Here is a 19,301-nt window from a genome sequence, read left to right on the forward strand (position 1 = left end):
TTGCTCGGTGCGGGCACGCCGTTGACCCGGTCGACCAGGTACTGAACCGTTCCCCCGAGCCCGGTGAGCATGGGGGCGGCGTGGTTGAGGACCATCCCCGGCGCGACCGGCGGAGTGTGGTCGATGACCATGTTCACCGTCGCGCCCTTCGCGCACCAGTCGCGACCGAGCTGCTGGGACTGCGGTCCGGGCACCACGTCGTCGTTCACGGGCGAGAGGATCTGGACCGGCGTGGTGGGCGTGAGGGTGCCCACCCGCTGGCGCTCGAGGAACGCCAGGATTTCTGGGTTCCGCAGCGCGAGCTCGGTGGCCGACTCTCCCGTGACGGTGTATTGGTTCGTGTTCTGCATGAAGAACTGGACTGCCGACTCGCCGATGCACTGGTCTGAAGTGAGCTGGAGCAATCTCTTCCCTTGCTCGTTGAGGTGCGGCTCCATCAGCTCGCCGAACTCGGGGTAGCTCACGATGAGGCTGTTGAGGGCGTAGCCGATCACCCCGGCGATCGCCGATCCGTCGGCTTGCCCGAGCGTGGCCAGCAGATCGGCCGGCGGCGAACCGGCTACTGTGCCGACGAGGTTGACGTCCGGTGCGTACTGAGGCTGCAGTTCCGCGGCGGCGGCGACGGCGCCACCACCTTGCGAGTAGCCGACCATGACGGTGCGGGGGTCGGGGCCGATATCGGCTCCGGGGACGTCCGAGGCCGCGCGAGCGAGGTCGAGCACCGCGTGCGCCTGAGACTCGCGATTGACGTACGTGTGGATGCCGGGCGTGCCGAGACCCTCGTAGTCGGTCATCGCCACGGCGAATCCCCGGTCGAGTAGGGCGTATGCCTGGATGAGCTCGTAGCCGAAGCCGACGCCGGGCGGATCCGTGCGCACGTTCGCCAGGTTCTGGAACGTCTTGGAAGGAGCGCAGTGGTCCGCCTGGCCCTGCGTTCCCGGTGCCACCACCGCGAGTGGTCGCGTTCCCGGTCCGGTCCACGGCGTGCGCGGCTGGAGGTAGGCGCCGGTCACGGCGATCTCCTGGCCGCGTGACCCGATCGAGGTATACATGATCCGTTGCGCGTCGGTCGACAGTGCGCCGGCGCCGTCCGAGAGGTGCTCGGCTCCTGGGATCGGCGGGATCGCCCCGGCCAGAGGGAACGGCTGCGTCTTGACGAAGGTCCCTGGACCGTCAGGCAGGTCGGTCGGCGGCTGGTAGAAGGCCGGGGCCGGGTCGTTGGACGAGCCCTGGGCCACGGCGACCGGAGCAGCGACGGCACCCCCGGCAATCGTGGTGGCTATGGCTGCAGCGACTGCGGCTGTGCGCATCGCGGTCTTGCGAAGTAACACGGTCCCCCCGGACTGAAGTGGTGTGAATCACGAGCTAAGAGGAGTCTAAGCGAACAAGTTCCAGTAGTTCACAACCACCGTTGACACGTGTTCTCCGGCAGTAGGTGTGACGGTTACTTATAAGTAAGCTCCGTGTGCGTGCCAGGTCGTCTGACGATGCCTGGCGACCCGGATCGTCTGACGGATCTCAGACCACCCCGCCGGATCGCACCGCGACATAGCCGGCACCGAGCACCGCGCCGATCACCATGGCCGGACCGAAGGCGATCCCGCTCGTGACGTCGACCCGCCGCGCGGCCAGCAGTACCAGCGCCACGGCGGCGTTGAGGACGAACGCGGCCAACGTGCCCGCCAGCACCGCGGGCCAGCCCACCCAGCCGAGGAACGCGCCCAGCAGCCCGGACAGTTTGACGTCGCCCAGCCCCAACCCGGACGGGTTGATCAGCGCGAGGAGGAAGTAGAAGGCCAGCAGCACGGCGGCAGCGGCGGCGGCCCGGCCGAGAGGGCCCCATTCGCCCGAGACCGCAGCCGCCACGAGCAGCCCGCCGAACACCACCGGATACATCGGCAGCACGATCGCGTCCGGCAGTCGGAACACAGCCAGATCGATGGTCACCAACAATGCGCAGGCCACGGCGAGCGCGGCGAACGTCACGAGATCGGCCCAGCCACTCGCGAGGTAGGCGGCTCCGAAGCCGCCGCCGGCGGCGAGCGCCACGTGGAGTCCGCTGCGCAGCCACCGCGAGTCGGACCCGGCGAGTCCGCGCGCCCACCGGCCGAGTGCGGCGGCGGTGAGTGCGCACACCGCGGCCACGACGCAGGTGATCACGAACTGCATGAACAGATCAGATCACGGGGGCGGGCACCGCAGGTGCGCGTGGGCCGCGCGCGACCGATCACGAGAACGCCTCCATCATGTTGAGCACGGTCGGCCCGAGCAGCACGATGAACAGGACGGGCAGGATGCACACCAGGAGGGGGAAGATCACCTTGACCGGCACCTGCTGCGCCTTCTCCTCGGCACGCTGGCGGCGCTTCACCCGCATTTCGGAGGCCTGCGTGCGCAGCACGTCGGCGACGGAGATGCCGTAGGCGTCGGCCTGGATGATCGCGCGGACGAACCGGCGGAGGTCAGGAACATCGGTGCGCAGGGCGAGTGCCTCGTAGGCGTTCCGGCGCAGCTGCCCCACCTGGATCTCCTGGAGTGTCCGCACCAGTTCCCGGGCGAGCGGTCCGGTGCCGTTGCGTCCGGCGCGGGCCATGGCGGAGTCGAAGCCGAGCCCGGCCTCGACGGCGATGGTCATCTGGTCGAGGGTGTCGGCGAGTTCGAGTGCGATCTCCTCGTTGCGCTCCTGGCTTCGGCTCGTGAGCAGCAGTTCGGGCAGGAAGTAGCAGACCACCGCGGTGCCCAGGACCAGGAGGAACAACAGCGGTGACGGCTCGGCGCGGACCAGCATCAGCCCCAGCAGCACGACGAGCAGGGGCAGCGCCAGCTTGGCCACCAGCATTCGTTCGAGTGACCATCCCTGCGGGCGGCCGGCGCGGATGGTGAGACGCTGCAGCCGGCGGATCGTGCGGTCAGGGGTGAGACGCCGCGCGAACTCGAAGAGGCGGCTGCGGGTGTCGTCGTCGTCGATCCCTTCCAGCCCGGTGATGGGCGCGGCGTAGCCCTCGTCGATCCCGCGCCGCAGGTTCACGATGGTGCGCGTCCGGACGCTGCCCTGGCCCGCGAGCACGGTGAAGGCCAGCAGGAACAGCGAGGAGGCGAGCACCAGCACGGCGAGCGCGGCGACCAGTGACATCGCGGGCATCCTTTCGGGAGGGGTGGTGACGGCGGGTGGTGATGGCGGGTGGTGACGGCGGCGACCGTTCCGGACGGATGTGCGGACCGGGGAGGATCAGAACCTGATCCGCACGACCCTGCTCAGCCAGAACCCGCCCACGGTGAGCATGACGAGCCCGGCGGCGATCATTCCCCAGCCGAGCGGGCTCTCGGTCAGCGTGAGGATGTACGACGGGTTGGAGACGAACAGGAAGCCGCCGATGCCGAACGGCAGCGCCATGAGCACGTAGGCGGACAGCTTGCCCTCCGCGGCCAGTGCGGCGACCTGCCGCCGGATCTGGTTGCGTTCGCGGATCGTGTGGCCGACGCCGTCGAGGACCTCGGCGAGGTTGCCGCCGACCTCACGGTTGATGGCGATGGCCTGGGTCACCCACACGAAATCCTGGCTGCCCATCCGGCGGGCCGTCTCCTCCAGGGCGGGGGCGAGGTCGCGGCCGACGCGGGTCTCGTTGATGATCCGCGCGAACTCCTCGGAAGTGGGCTGTTCGGCTTCGCGGGCGACGGAGGCGAGCGCCTGCAGGAGACTGTGTCCGGCGCGCAGGCTCGAGGCCATGAGCTGGAGCGAGTCGTCGAGCTGGTCGGCGAAGGCGGCGCGGCGGCGCGCGGCCAGGACCTGGAGCAACGTGTAGGCGCCCAGGGGCGCCAGAAGTGCCAGGAGGAGGCCGAACAGGGGGCCGGACAGGACCAGGCCGAGGGCGAAGGCGACGAGGGTGGCGACGACGACGAGGAAGACATAGTCCTGGAGCCGCATGCGGACACCCGCGCGTTCGAGCCGTTCGGTCCCGGTGGAGGCGGTCTCCCTCCGGCTGAGCAGCGAGCCGATCGCTTCGGTGGCAGCCGTCGCGGCGCGGCTCACGGGGCCGGGGTCGTCGCCGAGGCCCGGTCGTCGGCGGTCGCGGGGGACCCGCCCCGGCGCGGGGGAGGTCGCCAGATAGGCGCCGATCAGTGCGGCGAGGAGGAGCGCGGCGATCCCGAGGCCGGCCGGGGAGAGCAGGGTGTGGCTCATCGGATGGTCCCGGGGTTCTCGGTGGTGGCGCCGAAGACGCGGGGCGAGAGGGTGATGCCGAGTTCGGCGAAGCGGTCGGTGAAACGTGGACGTACGCCGGTGGCCAGGGGTTTTCCGAGGAACTTGCCGTCCGGGCCGATGCCGGCGGCATAGTCGAAGAGGAAGGCGTCCTGCAGGGTGACGGTCTGCCCCTCCATGCCCTGGACCTCGGTCACGGCGGTGACCCGGCGGGTGCCGTCGCGCAGGCGGGTGAGCTGGACGATCACGTCCACGGCGGAGGCGATCTGCTCGCGGATGGCGCGCAGGGGCAGGTCCATTCCGGCCATGAGGACCAGGGTCTCCAGGCGGGCGATGGCGTCACGGGGCGAGTTGGCGTGCACGGTCGACAGTGACCCGTCGTGGCCGGTGTTCATCGCCTGCAGCATGTCGAGAGTCTCGCCGCCGCGGACCTCACCCACCACGATGCGATCCGGTCGCATACGCAGGGAGTTGCGGACGAGGTCGCGGATGCTGATCTCTCCCCGACCCTCGATGTTGGCGGGGCGCGACTCGAGGCGCACCACGTGGTCCTGCTGGAGCTGGAGCTCGACGGCGTCCTCGATCGTGACGATGCGCTCGGATTCGGGGATGAAGGAGGACAGCACATTGAGCAGGGTCGTCTTACCGGTGCCGGTGCCGCCGGAGACGATGATGTTGAGGCGGGCCTCGACGCAGGCCTGGAGGAGTTCGGCCATCTCGGGGGTCAGCGTCCCGAACCGGATGAGATCGTGGACCTTGAACGGGTCGCGCGAGAACTTCCGGATGGTCAGGGACGAGCCGTTGACGGCCAACGGGGGGATCACGGCGTTGACGCGGGACCCGTCGGCCAACCGCGCGTCGACCAGCGGGGAGGACTCGTCGACGCGTCGGCCGATGCGGGAGACGATCCGCTCGATGACCTGCCGGAGGTGCTCCTCGGAGGCGAAGCGTTCGCGACTCCGGGTGATCCGGCCGCCGCGCTCGACGTAGATCATGTCGGGACCGTTGACCATGATCTCTGTGACCTCGGGGTCGTCGAGGAGTTTCTCCAGCGGGCCGTGCCCCAGGACGTCTGCCTGCACGTCGGAGATGAGGCGCTGACGCTGCTCGAGGGTCAGGGGAACGGTCTCGGCCTCCACCACCTTGTTGAGCTCGGACCGCACCAGGGCGTGAAGCTGGTCCTCGGTGAGTGAAGGGTTGTTCAGGCGTGAACCCAGCCGCTCGAACAGTGCATCCGCGGCGCGGTCCTTGAGACCGGACAGGGCGTCGACGGCGACCTCGTCGACGTCCGTGGGTGCGGCGCCTGATCGCGCGGACTCGGCGGTGGGTGTGGTCGTTCCGGGAGAAGCCGTGCCGTTATCCGTCGTCGCGGGGTGCGTCATGACGGCCGGGCCCGGCGTGGTCTGGCCCGGAGTGGACGGTCGCGCAGTGGTCGGGTGCGCGGTGGTCGGGGTGGCGAGCACAGCCGTCGGCGTGTTGGCCATGGATCCTGCGTCGGGGACGGTGGGGTCGGTGGCGCCGCGGGCGGCGCGGAGACGGTCGGACAGGCTCATTTCTTTCCTCTGGTCTTACGCAGGCGGTGGCGGCCGCCGAGAAATGCCGAGCTGATCGGGCCACGGGCGGCAGTGGTACCCGGGGCGCCGCCTGGACCGGAGGCACCGCCCGGACCCGGTGCACCGTTACGGCCGGAGACACCGCCCGGACCCGAGACTCCGTTGGCTGCGACGGGACGAGTCGGCGTCGGGGAGAAGCGGGTGACCAAGGCACGCAGCTGCTTGGTCAGCGGGTCGCGGGTGTCGCTCTGCAGGAGCGGAACGCCCTGGTTGGTGGCGATCGTGGCCGCCCGACTCCGCGGCAGGACCATGTCGACGCGGGTGTCGATGGTCGCCTCAACGTCCGCCTTGGTCAGGCCGCTGTGACTGTCGGCGAAGTTGACCAGCACGTGGCGTCTGTCCAGGGCGATGCCGAGATCCCTGAGAACGGCCAGTTCCTTGCGAAGGCCGCGGACACCGGGGACGTCGAGGCTCGTCATGAGGATCAGCTCGTCGGTCTGATCGATCGCCGCCAACGCGTGGTCGTCGAGCCCGGGCGCCGTGTCCACCACGACGTACCGGAACTCGGAGGCCAGGGTCTTGAGGAGCGTGGCGACATCGGCGGAGGTGACGGAGTCCGCGTCGGCCGGCGAGGAGGGGCCGCACACGGCGTAGAGGCCGGTCTCGTGCTGGCTGAGGAACGTCTTGAGGACCATCGAGTCCTGAACGGCGGGCCCTCGGACAACGTCGAGCAGGGTGTACTCGGGATCGAGGTTGAGCGCGGTGGCCACGTCGCCGAACTGCACATCCAGGTCCACCAGCACTGTGGAGTGCGGTGCGGAGCGGGCGAGTCCCACGGCGAGGTTCGAGGCGACGGTGGTCTTTCCGACCCCGCCCTTGGGGGAGACGACGCTGATCACGCGGCCCCGACCGTCGGTGTTCCCGGTGGTCGCGGGGTCACCCGGCCCCGCTTGCGAGATCGATCGCGAGAGCTCGAGCGCACGATGGAGCGCTGTGCCGAGTTCTTGCTGGTCGGAATCGGTGTGGACCACGTCACAGGCCCCGGCGCGCAGGGCGGCGAGCGCCAGCGAGTCCGGCTGGATGCTCACCAGGACGACGGAGATCCAGGGGCATTCGCTGTGCAGCCGCCACGTCAGTTCGAGAGCATCGGCCTGGCCCGGGGCGGTGTCGATCACCACGATCTCGGGGATCGGCATGCCCGAGCCGAGCTGCTGGAAGAGCTGCGAGGGGCCGGTGGGCAGGGGCTGCCCGGCGATGACCGCGATCGATTCTCCGATCGCGTCGGCGACGCGGACGCGGAGGGCGGGGGAATCCGAGGCTACGAGGATGCGGCTCATCAGTAGAAGTTCTCCGAGGTCACGATGCGGGTGCCGTCCTTGGGCGTGGTGGGGTCTTCGATCGAGAGCCAGATCGTTCCGTGCTCGGCTGCGTAGACCACGGTCTCGGCCTGGGCGGCAGTGAGGGCCATGGTGATGAGCGCGCCGCCCTCGGGCTCCGGCGCGGCATCGGGGTTGCCCGTCCCCTGGGCGGGCTGGGTCGCGCCGAGACCGCCCTGGACCCTTGTCACCACGATGTTGTGCAACGTCAGGTGGGTCTGATCGCCGAGGGTCACAAAGACACCGACGGTGTCCCGGGGCGTGATGGTGCCGCCGACGATGCGCTGTGCGTCGAGCGCCACCGTCACCGAGTGGTAGCCCTTCGGGGCGGGGATCCCGCCGAACCGCTCGAGCGACTGCTGGGTGGCGAAACGACCGTGGAGGAGCTGCTCCCCGGGCTGCAGGGTGGTCACGGCCACCTCACCTGCGATCTCGGCCAGCGAGCCGACCGGTTCGGGCCCCACGGCGTCGCGGGGCAGCTGCTCGGTGGTGATCAACTCGGCGATCTCCTCGGCAGGCGTGCCCTGGGAGATCGGTGCGGAGACGACCAGCACCTCGACCGGCTCCATCCCGGCCATCGCCCGGGAGTCGGCCCCGTTCACGTAGACGATCAGGAGGATGGCGCCGAGCAGGGCCAGGAGGCCGGAGGCCAGACCGGCAATGAGGCGACGACTCATGGGAACTCGCTAATCGGGTAGTAGGTAGACGGCTGCCGCGCCCAGGTTGGGTGCGCCGGGGCCGTAGTCGAAGTCGGGTTCGGTGTGGTGGATCCGGGTGAAGTAGCCGCTGATACAGCGGTCGCTTCCTCGGCAGGGTGGATTCCAGCTCTGGCCGGAGAAGTAGTAGCCGGTCACGGTGAAGGCCGCGTAGCCGTACACGTGATACCAGGCATTGCGGCCGTTTCCGCCCCTGTCGTCGTACAGCGGGAGCAGCACCGATTTGCCACGGATGGCGGTGAGATCGCAGCGCTTGGGGGTGTTGCCGGGTTCGCTTCCGGCCTGCTCTCCGATGCGGGTGGTGGCGTAGCAGGTCTGGCCCGGATCGGTTTCCAGCCAGCCGAAGCCGCCCGGGATCTTCTCGGCGCCCATGTCACAGTCAGGGACGGTGTCGGCGGGCTCGATCACCCGCTCGACCGTCCAGGACGGTAGTCCACCGATGTCCTCGTGGTAGAGGTGGCAGAGCGAGATGGTCAGCGGCAGGACCGCGGTACCGCCGGTGGGAGCACCCCAACTCGCGCTGGCGCGCACGCTGATCTCGGACTCGTCGATTCCCAGGACCGGGGCGAACCAGTGCTGCCGAACCGCCGAGTTCTGAACTGTCACACGGCCGGTCCTGGCCGTGGGGAGACTCGCCACTGTGGCGACTGCGTTCCCGGAGTTACTGTTCGCGGTGGCGAAGGTCTGGGCCGTCGTCCGAGGTGACCCGCACGTGTCGCGTGCACAGTCCTGGGCGATCGCCAGGGCTGCAGCGTCGGCGCCGGCCTGGAGCTGTTGCTTCTCGGCGTGCATCGCCGCGATGTCGATGGAGATGGCGGCGAATCCCAGGAGCGGAACCATCAGGATCGCGATGATCACCGCGACCGCGCCCCGGTCGTCGTTCAACCGAAGCATCGCATTGTCCCCTTGCCTGTGAGGGTGAGGTCGTCGATGGGCAGGAAGCCCGAGACCGGAGAGAACGGATACGTGATGGTCACCGATGCCATGCCGGGGGTGGCGGCATCGGAGATGCAGGTGGTGGGCGTGACGCTGATCATCGCGTCGGTGAGGGGGAGACCTTGAGCGGAGGCTTTGGCCGTCGAGCGCGCGGCGGTGGCACTGTCTTGCAATGCCATCACACGCACGCCGTCGCGCGCCGCATTGGAGAGCGTGGTCTGCACGTGAAACGCCCTGCCGAATTCCATGATGCCCAGGACGAGCAACAACAGAACCGGCAGGAGAATCGCGAACTCGACGGCCGTGGCCCCGCGCTCACGTGAGGGCGTGAGCATTGCGGCGCCTGAGGGGTTAGAGGGGTTTGGGTGCTAGGGACGCGGGGAGGGGTTTTGCTGACCCCGGTGCAGCGATTGGTGTTCGCCGCACCGGGGCTGAATCGTTGAAATTAGCCAGCCGTCGGGGCGACCTCAGTGTTCTCCTGGAGGGTCTCTTGGACGTTGCCGAAGAGTGCGTCGACCTGATTGCCCAAGAGTGCAACAGCAACGATAATCGCGACGGCGATCAGTCCGACCATCAGTCCGTACTCAACAGCCGTGGCGCCACGGTCCTTGCGGTTGTCCAGACGCTCGGAGAAGAAGGCCTGCACGGTGGCCATGGCGAAGTAGAGCTGGTTCATGATGAACCCTTTCTTGCGAGGGAATGAGCCGAGGCGGCTCGAGGGGGAGGGGTTGCGCCTCGCTCTTTCTGAGTTGGCGCTGAGAAGAGTATGCAGGTCCTGTCACGCAAGTGCAAGCCCTTGGATAACTTCTTATAACGAATACCGCCCATGGAGCGATGTGAACGCGTGTGCAGACACTGTGCAGGTGAGACAGTGCGTGGCACAGAAGGTTTCCGTCTAGGAGCGGACCGCGCCGCGGCCATCCAGTTGGACGCGAGTTCGACTGCCAGCCGGACGACCGTCTGACTCGCGCGCAATGAGAGGTAAGGCTTCCTTACTTTGTGATAGCTCTACATTCGGCTTCCCTGGTGAGGTTCCTTCCACTCGGCCAGATTTACGGTTGCACCGCTGCCGAGGGTCGGTACCGTGGCCGCCACCGGCGCCGCGGGGGCGCTGTAGCACCGCCGACGAGGAGGCCCTTCAATGACTCCACGCACCACGACCGCATTCGGACGAGTGCGTCGCACTTCTACATTCGTTGCGCTCTCCGCGGCCGCGCTTCTGGCAGCGTCCTGCGGGACCGGAGAGGATTCGCCGGCCGCCCAGGGCGAAGTCACGCCGCAGAGCGACACCTCGACCGAGGTCGCCGACTCGGACGCGGGTGAGCAGTTTGCCGTCGCTGACCTGGTCACTCCCGAGGGTGAGCCGCGCGGCACTGTCGAGTTCGCCGAGGTGGACGGCGGCACCATGGTCACCGCCAAGGCGATCGACCTGCCGCCCGGGTTCCACGGCCTGCACATCCATACCGCCGGTGTGTGTGAACCCGACAGCGAGAACCCCAGTGACCCCGGCGAGCGCGGAGCGTTCCTGTCTGCAGGCGGCCACCTGAAGGGGGACGACGACGAGGCCGTCCACCCGAATCACGCCGGCGATCTGCCGCCCCTCTACGTGGCCGACGACGGAACCGGTGAGATCGTCACATTCACCGATCGACTGGACCGTGACCAGCTGCTCGACGACGACGGATCTGCCGTGATGATCCACGAGAAGTCGGATAACCTGGCCAACATCCCTGAGCGGTACGCACCCGACGGGCCGGACGAGGATACGCACATGGCCGGCGACGGCGGCAGCCGCATCGCGTGCGGTGTCGTCACCGAGAACGGCTGACGCCGAACACATTCGGTAGTACATTCGCCGACGGACGGCGCGCGTGATTGTGCCGCGCGCCGGCCGTCAAACTGTGGTCACTTCTGCCGTGGGATGCGGCCCATGAGGTAGAACTCCGGGTTCGGACGCATCTCCGAGGCGTTCGCCAGACGGTTGCTGAGACCGAACAGGCCGGTGATGGCGGCGATGTCCCAGGCGTCCTCCGAGTCGAGGCCATGCCCGTAGAGCGCGTCGTAGTCGGCATCGCACAACTCGTCCGAGCGCAGATTGACCTTGGTGGCGAAGTCGCAGATCGCCCGCTCACGCGGGGTGAGATCCGCCTTGTGGTAGCTCACGGCCAACTGGTCGGCGATGTACGGGTCCTTCTTGACGATCCGCAGGATTGCACCGTGCGCGACCACGCAGAACTGGCAATTGTTCTGCCCGGAGATGGTCACGACGATCATCTCCTTGTCGGCCTTGGACAGGTTCCCCTCGCGGTCCATGAGCGCGTCGTGGTAGTCGAAAAATGCCCGCGACTCCGCCGGGCGGCGGCCGAACATCAGGAACACCTCGGGGATGAACCCGGCCTTCTCCTGCTCGGCGAGGATGCGCTCGCGCAGATCCTCGGGCAGGTCGTCGAGTTCGGCGAGGGGATAACGATCGGACATGCGGGGCTCCGGAGATCTGAGGGCGCCGGACTCGGCACCGACGTGGCGACGCCCAGTCGAGTGAGCGTTCTCACAGGGTAGGGCTGCTCGTCGTCGTCCCGGATCGGGATCGCCCCACGTCCCCCCGACTGGTTGTGGGGGCCCACGCGGTGGCGCCGATCGGGCCTGACACCGCCCCGGATGTCAGGAGTGGGCGAGATCTCCCCATACGTGCACGCGGTCGATCTCGACCCAGGCGTCCACGCGCGGATCCTCCCGGTTGAAGTAACTCTGGCCGGTGTAGTGCTGCGCGAGCGAGTCGATCCCCTCCAGGTTCGGGTCATCGACGATCTCCACCACCCGGCCCTGGATACTCACGTGCGTCGTCCAATTGCCGGCCTCCATGACCGACAGCGCCACGCGCGGGTCCCGCTGGATGTGCTGCAGCCGCACGCGGCTCTTGTCGAGGTTGAGAAGGATCCGGTCTCCCTCCAGCAGGTACCAGGTGGGGACGGTGACCGGCGAGCCGTCCTTGCGGACGGTGGCCATCACGGCCGGGTTGGGCTTGAGGAGCAGCTCGCGGACATCGTCGGCGAGGGGTGTGGCGATCATAGCGACTCCTGTCGGGTTACCGGTGGCCAGCGTGACGCGGGCCCTGCCGTCTCCAGTGTGCCGCTCAGAAGCCGGGCGGGGCTTCCGGACGGATCTGTTGGCGACGTCGACTGGTCAGGATGGCCGGCCGACCTGTCCGGGGGCCCGAGTAGCGTCACGGCCATGACCACTCGTACGGAGCGGCTCGACCGCCTGCCGTTCACCCGCAGACATCGCAAGCTGCTGCTCGGCTCGGGCCTCGGCTGGGCCCTGGACGCCATGGACGTCGGCCTCATCTCCTTCGTCATGGCCGCGTTGGCCGTCCACTGGTCACTCACGCCCACCGAACTGTCGTGGATCGGCTCGATCGGGTTCGTCGGCATGGCCCTGGGCGCCGCGTTCGGCGGACTGCTCGCGGACCGGGTCGGCCGCCGCCAGGTCTTCGCCGCCACCCTGCTGGTCTACGGCATCGCCACCGGCGCCGCGGCGCTGTCGACCGGCATCGCGATGCTCATCGTGCTGCGCTTCATCGTGGGACTCGGTTTGGGCGCCGAACTGCCGGTCGCGTCCACGCTGGTCAGCGAGTTCGCGCCCCGCAAGATCCGCGGCCGCGTGGTGGTCATCCTCGAAGGCTTCTGGGCCGTCGGCTGGATCATGGCCGCGGTGATCGGCTACTTCGTGGTGCCGACCAGCGACGCCGGGTGGCGCTGGGCCCTGGCCATCGGCCTCGTCCCCGCCGCCTACGCGCTGGTCATCCGATACGGCTTGCCGGAGTCCGTCCGCTATCTCGAGTCGAGGGGTCGCCATGCCGAGGCCGAGGACGTGGTGCGACAGTTCGAGGCCTCGGCCGGCATCGGAAACGACGCCGCGCCCGACTCGGCTGCCACCGATACCGCAGCCCTCTCGACCGTCGAGGACGAGACCCGCGAGTCGATCTGGTCCCCGCGCCTACGCCGCCGCACCGGGGCGCTGTGGATCGTCTGGTTCGGGATCAACTTCTCCTACTACGGCGCGTTCATCTGGCTGCCGAGTCTGCTCGTCGCCCAGGGCTTCGACCTGGTCAAGTCCTTCGGCTACACGCTCATCATCACGCTGGCGCAACTGCCCGGATACGCCGTGGCGGCGTGGCTCATCGAGGTGTGGGGCCGACGTATCACGCTCGCGGTGTTCCTCGCCGGCTCCGCCGGGGCGGCCGGTTTGTTCGGACTCGCCGACTCCCCGGCCACGATCATCGCCGCGGGTATGGCGCTCTCGTTCTTCAACCTCGGCGCGTGGGGCGCGCTGTACGCGATCGGCCCGGAGCTCTACCCCACCCGGGTCCGCGGCGCGGGAACCGGCGCAGCCGCGGCATTCGGGCGGATCGCCTCCATCATCGCGCCTCTGCTCGTGCCGTTCCTGCTAGATGCGGGGGACACGGTGACGGTTTTCGCCGTGTTCGCGGCGGCCTTCGTCGTCGCCGCCGCGGCGGCCTTCACCCTCCCGGAGCGCAAGGGCGTCGCACTCGAGAACACCTGACGCGCGCCGGCTCACGGTGCGCCGCGCCGTGGCGTGTCGTGACCCGGCTCAGCTCGGTCGCGGCGGACCCGCGGCGCTCAGTCGCGCTTCTCGCGCCCGTCACCCAGCTCGCGGATTCGCCCGGTCGCCGCGAACTAGCGTTCCTCGCCGGCCTTCTTGAACTTCTCGTACGTCTTCTCGTCGGAATCGGCCCCCGCGCGCGAGGACGCCACCACCACGCAGTTCGAGCGGAGATCAAGGGCATGACCTGCGCGTCGTGCGACCCGCGCATCCGAGCTGGCGGACAAGCGCGGCCACTTCATCGGCGCCGATTCTCGCGAGGCATAGCACAAGGATGATCGGCCATAGCACCGCGTACACAACCATCGTGATCTTCTCGAGTTGCGGAGCCGAGCCCCAACGACACCTAGATCTCCCGCGCCTGAGCCTGCCGATTTCCCGATGCTCTGTCATGTAGCCGGGCCGGGGCCGGGTCCACGAATCGCCGGACAGAGCACTGTCTCATATTCGTAACCGGAGTAGGCGGTTCGACACCGGAACGAAACAGACCACGAACACAGCGGTCATCGACTGGGACGACGCTCTTCGTGTGATCACAGAGCACAGTCTGCACGCAGCCGATATCACGTCCCGCGCGCCCGCATCGCCACCGACGCTCGGTGAGTCCGTTTACCAGCAGTTGAGGCTCCGAATCGTAGAGGGAAGGCTTCTTCCCGGGTCCCGCGTCTCGCTGCGCTCGCTCGCGGAGTCGGTCGGTGTCTCGACCATGCCGACCCGGGAGGCGCTCAAGCGATTAAGCGCTGAGGGGCTCGTCGAGTTCGACCGCCGATCGGTCACGATCACCACCCTTACCGCTGAAGAGATCCGAGAACTCTTCACTATCCGACTGGCGCTGGAGTCCATCGCGACCGAATGGGCGCTGCCGCGGTTCGACGCAGAGCGCTCAGGAAGATTGCGCGCAGTCCTCGACCAGATGACCGCCCCCGGACTGACACCGCCGGAATGGCGTGAGCTCAACCGAGAGTTTCACCAGACCTTCTACTCCGGCGGGAGAAGCCGCTATCTGCTTGATCTCATCCACAACATGTGGGACCGCCTCCAGCCCTACATGGCGATCTACGTCTCGGACGTCCCCGACTTCGCGAAAGCGGATCGCCAACACGAGGACATGTACCAACTGATGGTCGCCGGGGACCTCGACGGGCTCCTCGCCGCCACTCGCGAACACCTCAATCACACCGCGGAAACCATCATCGGCGCACTCGCAGACGGCGCCGGTAGCACAAAGGAGAAGTCAGTGAACTACGACGAACTGTCGGTCGGGTCGTTCCACGCCCTCATCGAACGGGGCGATATCACCAGCGCGGAACTCGCCGCGTGGTACCTCGACCGCATCGCTTCCCTCGACTCCGTCGACAACCCCGACGGCCCCCGGATCAACTCAGTGGTGACGCTCAACCCGTCGGCCCTCGACGACGCCGCGCGGATCGATGAGCAGTACGCCCGCACGGGCGCCCTCGTCGGACCCCTCCATGGGGTGCCCGTCCTCGTCAAAGATCAGGCGGAAACCAAGGGCATCCCGACGGCATTCGGATCGCAGGCGTTCGCCGAATACGTACCCGTAGAAGACGCGACGGTCGTCAGGCGTCTCCGACAGGCGGGTGCCGTCATCCTCGGCAAGACGACGATGTGCGACTTCGCAGCGGGCTGGTTCTCGTTCTCGTCCCGAAGCGACCACACCAAGAACCCCTACGACCCCGACCGCGAGACGGGCGGCTCCAGCGCCGGAACCGCGGCCGCGGTGACCGCAGACTTCTGCCTCGTCGGAATCGGCGAGGACACAGGCGGTTCGATCCGGCTTCCGTCCTCGTTCAACAACCTGTTCGGCCTGCGCGTCACCACCGGGCTCGTGCCCCGTACCGGCTTCTCCCCGCTGCTGCGCCACCAGGACACCCCCGGGCCTATAGCCCGCAGTGTCCCCGATCTAGCCGCCGTTCTCGACGTCATCGTCGGATACGACCCTGCCGACCCTCTCACTACGATTGCCACTACCACCTCGGACGTCGGTGCATACAGCGCTACGGTCGAGAGCACTAACGCCGACGAATTGTCGTCCTTCCGGGTGGGCGTCCTCTCCGATGCCTTCGGCGACGGCGCCGACGGGGAACTCACCAATTCGGTCGTTCACGCGGCCATCGATGAACTCCGCCGGCTAGGCACCACCGTGGTCGACGGCGTCCTTCACGGGGACCTGCCGGCTTGGGTTGCGGACACCTCGCTGTACACGGCCCAGTCCCGACATGACATCGAGGAGTTCTTTCGATCCCGTCCCGAAATGCCGCACACCTCCCTCGCGGACATCGTCGAGGAGGCGGTTCATCCGCTTACCGATCTGCTGATCGATATCGCCGCCGGGCCGACCTCGCCGGAGGAAGATCCCCGCTACTACCCCGGAAGGATGCGCCAGGAGGCGTGGCGCCTCAAGCTCCTCGCGATGATGGCCGACTCCGACGTCGACTTTCTCATCTACCCGACAGTGCAGGTGGCGGCCCCAACCCGCGCCGACCTCGAGGCGAAGCGATGGACCGCCCTCGATTTCCCGACCAACACCGTGATCGCATCGCAGACCTCGCTGCCCGCGATGAGCATGCCGGTCGGGTTCACGGACACCGGGCTCCCGGTCGGCATGGAGGTCCTCGGTCGCCCGCTGGCAGAACGTGACCTCCTCCGCTTCGCCAGGGCCTGGGAACTGGCGACAAGCCCGCGCCGGCCCGCGAAGCTCTCCGTCACCGTGGACGCGTGATCGTGGCCGTCCTCGACCTCAACTGTGACCTCGGCGAGAGCTACGGCGCGTACGTCCACGGTGCCGACGACGAGATGATGCCGATGATCACCTCGGCCAACATCGCGTGTGGCGCCCACGGTGGCGAACCCGCGGTCATGCGCAGGAGCGTGGATCGCGCGATCGACCACGGAGTCGCTATCGGTGCGCACGTCGGCCTTCCCGACCGTCTCGGTTTCGGGCGTAGGGAAATCCCGACCAGCGGACAGGAGGTCTACGACCTCTGCCTCTTTCAGATCGGCGCGCTCGACTCGTTCGTCCGCGTCCGTGGCCATGTGCTGCAACACGTCAAACTGCACGGCGCGCTCTACATGATGGCCAATCGTGACCGCGTCCTGGCGGAGGCAGCGTGCGCCGCCATCTCCGCTCTGTCGCCCTCACTCCTCGTCTACGTGCTCCCCGGATCCCAACTGCACTCCGCGGCGATGGCCGCCGGTCTCACCACAGTGGCCGAGATCTTTGCGGACCGGCCGTACCGCGACGGGCACGTGCAGATGTACGACCGCAGCCCCGGCCTCGTGGGCGGGCCCGACCAGGTAGTCACCCGGTCACTTCGCGAGCTCGATCGCGCTCATGGCTCCGGGGGGCTGTCGCTGTGCGTGCACAGCGACACCCCCGGAGCGCCGGCGCTCCTGAGAGCGATCCGAGCCGCGTTGCTGCGGGCCGGGTACTCGTTCCAGTCGCCCACCCCGTCCACTCCAGTTCCGACCCACTCCATTGCGTCACCGACTACGAAAGGAAGCATGCAATGACAACCTCCGCGACCCCGGTCCACGAACCGGAACACAGCGCGATCCACCTGGAATCAGAGTTCGAGAACTCGCCCGTTCCCGCCTCCCATCGCCGCTCGACCCTCTCGGTATCCGCCGTGTGGTTCGGATTCCCCATGGTTCTGACCTGCGCAATCTTCGGCGGCACCATCGTCTACGGCCTCGGCTTCTGGAAGGGCCTCGCGGCGATCCTGCTGGGGAACTTCGTGCTGTTCGGCTACGTCGGCGCGCTCTCGTACCTGGCGGGAACCACCGGAAAGAACTTCGCCCTCAGTGCCTCCGAGACGTTCGGCAGCACCGGCTCCAGGGTCGTCACCGGCTTCCTGGCCACCGTGGTGATCGGGTGGTTCGCGTTCCAGACCGGGCTGACCGGGGCGACGTTGCACACCTCGCTGGGCTGGAACGAGACGCTGGTCGTGCTGATCGCCGGTCTCCTGTACATAGGGGTGACCTTCATCGGCATCCGCGCGCTCACCGTTGTCGGAATGATCGCCGCTCCGCTGTTCATCGTGCTCGGACTGGTCGCTGTGGTCTTCGCCACCCGAACCCAGGGATGGAACGCGATCACGTCGTACGCAGGCGGGGCGAGTGACGCGACCGTCCTGTCGATAGGTGCGGCGGTGACTATCGTCGTCGCCAGCTTCGTCGACTCCGGAACCATGACGGCCGATTTCACCCGGTGGTCGCGCAACGGGAAGGAAGCAGTAGTCGCGACGTTCAGCGCCTTCCCGATCGCCATTTTCATCGCCATGTTCACCGGCGCGGTGATCGTCGCCGCCGGTGGTGCTCTCGCACCGGCCACCGACGGAGGCGACTTTCTGCCGATACTCGTCGATCACGGCCCCCTGCTCACGGTTCTCGCGGTGATCTTCGTCTTTGTGAACCTCGGGTCTGTCTGCGCGCACTGCCTCTACAACGGTGCGGTGGGCTGGAGCCAGCTGGTCGGGTCGAAGATGCGCGTCCTGACCCTCGTCCTAGGAGGCGTCGGACTGGCGATCGCACTGGCCGGCGTGTGGAGTCACTTCCCGACGTGGCTGAACCTGCTCGGCATCTTCGTCCCCTCGATCGGCGCGGTCCTCATCGTCGACCAGTTGATCACCCGCCGAGCTACCTTGCGGTCCACCGCGACATTCCGCGTGCAGCCGTTCGCGGCATGGCTCATAGGCGCAGCCAGCGGGTACGCCGTCCATCACTGGGCCCCGCACTTCAGTGAGGCCGTCGTGGGCATGGTCGCCGCCGCCGTTGCCTACCTGATCATCGATAGGGTGACGCCTGAGAGGGCGCCGGGCCTCGCGGGCGCCACCCCTACAGAAACGGAGGCGGTTTCGTGACCGGACTCGACGGACTCAACCCCAGTTACGGAGCACTCGTTCTCGGCCTGGTGCAGGCGCAGGTGCCGACCATCAGCGCACCGGCCGATCTGATGACCACCGCCGAGCGCCTCGCGGGGATCGTGCGGGGCGCCAAGAAGGGGATGCCCTCGCTCGACCTGGTGGTCCTGCCCGAGTACAGCATCAACGGCCTGGACCCGGAGGCATGGCTCGACGACGACCTGCTCTGCGACCTCGACGGCCCGGAGATCGCGCTGTTGAAGCAGGCCTGCCGCGACGCAGGGGTATGGGGGTGCTTCTCCCTGATGGAACGGAACCCCGACGGAGCCCCGTGGAACAGCGGGATCGTAGTCGACGACGCGGGCGAGGTGCAGCTTTACTACCGCAAGATGCACCCGTGGACGCCGGCGGAACCGTGGGCCCCGGGCGACCTCGGGCTCCCCGTCTGCGACGGACCGAAGGGCTCCCGCCTGGCGCTGCTCATCTGCCACGACGGCATGTTCCCGGAGATGGCCCGAGAGGCCGCGTACAAGGGAGCCAACGTGCTCCTGCGCACCGCCGGATACACCTACCCGATCCGGCCCTCGTGGCGTATCACCAACCAGGCGAACGCGTTTCACAACACCGCCTACACCGCGTCCGTCGCGCTCGCCGGTCCGGACGCGAACAACATCTGGTCGATGGGGGAGGCCATGGTCTGCGACATCGACGGCACGGTGCTCGTTCAGGGCGACAGCTCGCCGGACCGGGTGGTAACAGCGGAGGTCGTGCCGTCCCGAGCCGACGAGGCGCGCCGGTCGTGGGGCGTGGAGAACAACCTGTACCAGCTCGCCCACCGGGGGTACTCGGCCGTCGAGGGTGGTGCGGCCGACTGCCCGTACACCTTCATGCGGGACCTGTTGGAGGGTTCCTACCATCTGCCCTGGGAGGACGAGATCACGCACGTCGACGGCACAGGTGCGGGATGGGGCCCGCCGGACACGGTGCGCGCGCGACGCCGCGGGGAGAACTGAAGA

At 67.9% G+C, this 19,301-nt stretch carries 19 protein-coding genes; 6 read left to right on the forward strand and 13 right to left on the reverse strand.

What is annotated here, in order from left to right:
• The 10 genes from OPF83_RS04310 to OPF83_RS04355 form a co-directional block, all read right to left on the reverse strand.
• The coding region (locus tag OPF83_RS04310) for a lipase family protein (RefSeq protein WP_264885990.1) at positions 1-1,310 on the reverse strand (1,310 nt) is incomplete at its 3' end.
• A 208-nt stretch (positions 1,311-1,518) separates the two neighbouring features.
• Complete coding sequence (locus OPF83_RS04315; RefSeq protein WP_264885991.1) at positions 1,519-2,169, reverse strand: prepilin peptidase; 651 nt, start codon at positions 2,167-2,169, stop codon at positions 1,519-1,521.
• A 58-nt stretch (positions 2,170-2,227) separates the two neighbouring features.
• Positions 2,228-3,133: a type II secretion system F family protein gene (locus OPF83_RS04320; protein WP_264885992.1), complete on the reverse strand. Its 906-nt coding sequence runs from the start codon at positions 3,131-3,133 to the stop codon at positions 2,228-2,230.
• Between the two features lie 96 nt (positions 3,134-3,229).
• The gene (locus OPF83_RS04325; protein ID WP_264885993.1) at positions 3,230-4,180 is read right to left on the reverse strand and encodes a type II secretion system F family protein; all 951 of its coding nucleotides are present in this window, start codon (positions 4,178-4,180) and stop codon (positions 3,230-3,232) included.
• Positions 4,177-5,751, reverse strand: coding sequence for a CpaF family protein (locus tag OPF83_RS04330; RefSeq protein ID WP_264885994.1), 1,575 nt, complete (start codon positions 5,749-5,751; stop codon positions 4,177-4,179). The genes OPF83_RS04325 and OPF83_RS04330 overlap by 4 nt, the downstream gene beginning before the upstream one ends.
• Positions 5,748-7,088, reverse strand: a complete 1,341-nt coding sequence (locus OPF83_RS04335; protein ID WP_264885995.1) for an AAA family ATPase — start codon at positions 7,086-7,088, stop codon at positions 5,748-5,750. Before OPF83_RS04335 ends, OPF83_RS04330 begins: the two co-directional genes overlap by 4 nt.
• Positions 7,088-7,804: a Flp pilus assembly protein CpaB gene (locus tag OPF83_RS04340; protein ID WP_264885996.1), complete on the reverse strand. Its 717-nt coding sequence runs from the start codon at positions 7,802-7,804 to the stop codon at positions 7,088-7,090. Before OPF83_RS04340 ends, OPF83_RS04335 begins: the two co-directional genes overlap by 1 nt.
• 9 nt (positions 7,805-7,813) lie before the next feature.
• On the reverse strand, positions 7,814-8,737 hold the full coding sequence (locus tag OPF83_RS04345) for a pilus assembly protein TadG-related protein (RefSeq protein ID WP_264885997.1): 924 nt from the start codon (positions 8,735-8,737) through the stop codon (positions 7,814-7,816).
• On the reverse strand, positions 8,725-9,114 hold the full coding sequence (locus tag OPF83_RS04350; protein WP_264885998.1) for a TadE/TadG family type IV pilus assembly protein: 390 nt from the start codon (positions 9,112-9,114) through the stop codon (positions 8,725-8,727). Before OPF83_RS04350 ends, OPF83_RS04345 begins: the two co-directional genes overlap by 13 nt.
• A 110-nt stretch (positions 9,115-9,224) precedes the next feature.
• The gene (locus OPF83_RS04355; RefSeq protein WP_264885999.1) at positions 9,225-9,455 is read right to left on the reverse strand and encodes a Flp family type IVb pilin; all 231 of its coding nucleotides are present in this window, start codon (positions 9,453-9,455) and stop codon (positions 9,225-9,227) included.
• Between the two features lie 465 nt (positions 9,456-9,920).
• Between OPF83_RS04355 and OPF83_RS04360 the strand changes: the two genes are divergently transcribed.
• Complete coding sequence (locus OPF83_RS04360) at positions 9,921-10,607, forward strand: superoxide dismutase family protein (protein WP_264886000.1); 687 nt, start codon at positions 9,921-9,923, stop codon at positions 10,605-10,607.
• Positions 10,608-10,684: 77 nt separating this feature from the next.
• Here OPF83_RS04360 and OPF83_RS04365 read toward each other — a convergent pair whose 3' ends face one another.
• Together OPF83_RS04365 and OPF83_RS04370 are read right to left on the reverse strand one after the other, a co-directional pair.
• A complete protein-coding gene (locus OPF83_RS04365) occupies positions 10,685-11,257 on the reverse strand; it encodes a peroxidase-related enzyme (protein ID WP_264886001.1) in 573 nt (190 codons plus the stop codon).
• A gap of 183 nt (positions 11,258-11,440) precedes the next feature.
• Positions 11,441-11,848: a PPOX class F420-dependent oxidoreductase gene (locus OPF83_RS04370; protein ID WP_264886002.1), complete on the reverse strand. Its 408-nt coding sequence runs from the start codon at positions 11,846-11,848 to the stop codon at positions 11,441-11,443.
• Between the two features lie 162 nt (positions 11,849-12,010).
• Here OPF83_RS04370 and OPF83_RS04375 point away from each other — a divergent pair, with 162 nt between their 5' ends.
• Entirely contained in the window at positions 12,011-13,342 is a 1,332-nt protein-coding gene (locus OPF83_RS04375) for an MFS transporter (protein WP_264886003.1), read from the forward strand.
• A gap of 134 nt (positions 13,343-13,476) precedes the next feature.
• On the opposite strand, the gene OPF83_RS04380 is transcribed toward OPF83_RS04375, so the two are convergent.
• Positions 13,477-13,644: a hypothetical protein gene (locus OPF83_RS04380; RefSeq protein WP_264886004.1), complete on the reverse strand. Its 168-nt coding sequence runs from the start codon at positions 13,642-13,644 to the stop codon at positions 13,477-13,479.
• Between the two features lie 287 nt (positions 13,645-13,931).
• Here OPF83_RS04380 and OPF83_RS04385 point away from each other — a divergent pair, with 287 nt between their 5' ends.
• Genes OPF83_RS04385 through OPF83_RS04400 form a run of 4 tightly spaced genes read left to right on the forward strand, consistent with a single transcriptional unit; the run spans position 13,932 to position 19,298 of the window.
• Positions 13,932-16,145 carry an amidase family protein gene (locus OPF83_RS04385; protein ID WP_264886005.1) on the forward strand — a complete coding sequence of 738 codons (2,214 nt, stop codon included), beginning with the start codon at positions 13,932-13,934 and terminating at the stop codon, positions 16,143-16,145.
• On the forward strand, positions 16,142-16,936 hold the full coding sequence (locus OPF83_RS04390) for a 5-oxoprolinase subunit PxpA (protein ID WP_264886006.1): 795 nt from the start codon (positions 16,142-16,144) through the stop codon (positions 16,934-16,936). Before OPF83_RS04385 ends, OPF83_RS04390 begins: the two co-directional genes overlap by 4 nt.
• Entirely contained in the window at positions 16,933-18,285 is a 1,353-nt protein-coding gene (locus OPF83_RS04395; RefSeq protein WP_264886007.1) for a cytosine permease, read from the forward strand. The genes OPF83_RS04390 and OPF83_RS04395 overlap by 4 nt, the downstream gene beginning before the upstream one ends.
• Positions 18,282-19,298 carry a formamidase gene (locus OPF83_RS04400; RefSeq protein ID WP_264886008.1) on the forward strand — a complete coding sequence of 339 codons (1,017 nt, stop codon included), beginning with the start codon at positions 18,282-18,284 and terminating at the stop codon, positions 19,296-19,298. Before OPF83_RS04395 ends, OPF83_RS04400 begins: the two co-directional genes overlap by 4 nt.
• Positions 19,299-19,301: the final 3 nt, after the last annotated feature.

It is taken from the genome of Dietzia sp. NCCP-2495 (assembly GCF_026011735.1).
In the GTDB taxonomy this organism is placed as follows: domain Bacteria; phylum Actinomycetota; class Actinomycetes; order Mycobacteriales; family Mycobacteriaceae; genus Dietzia.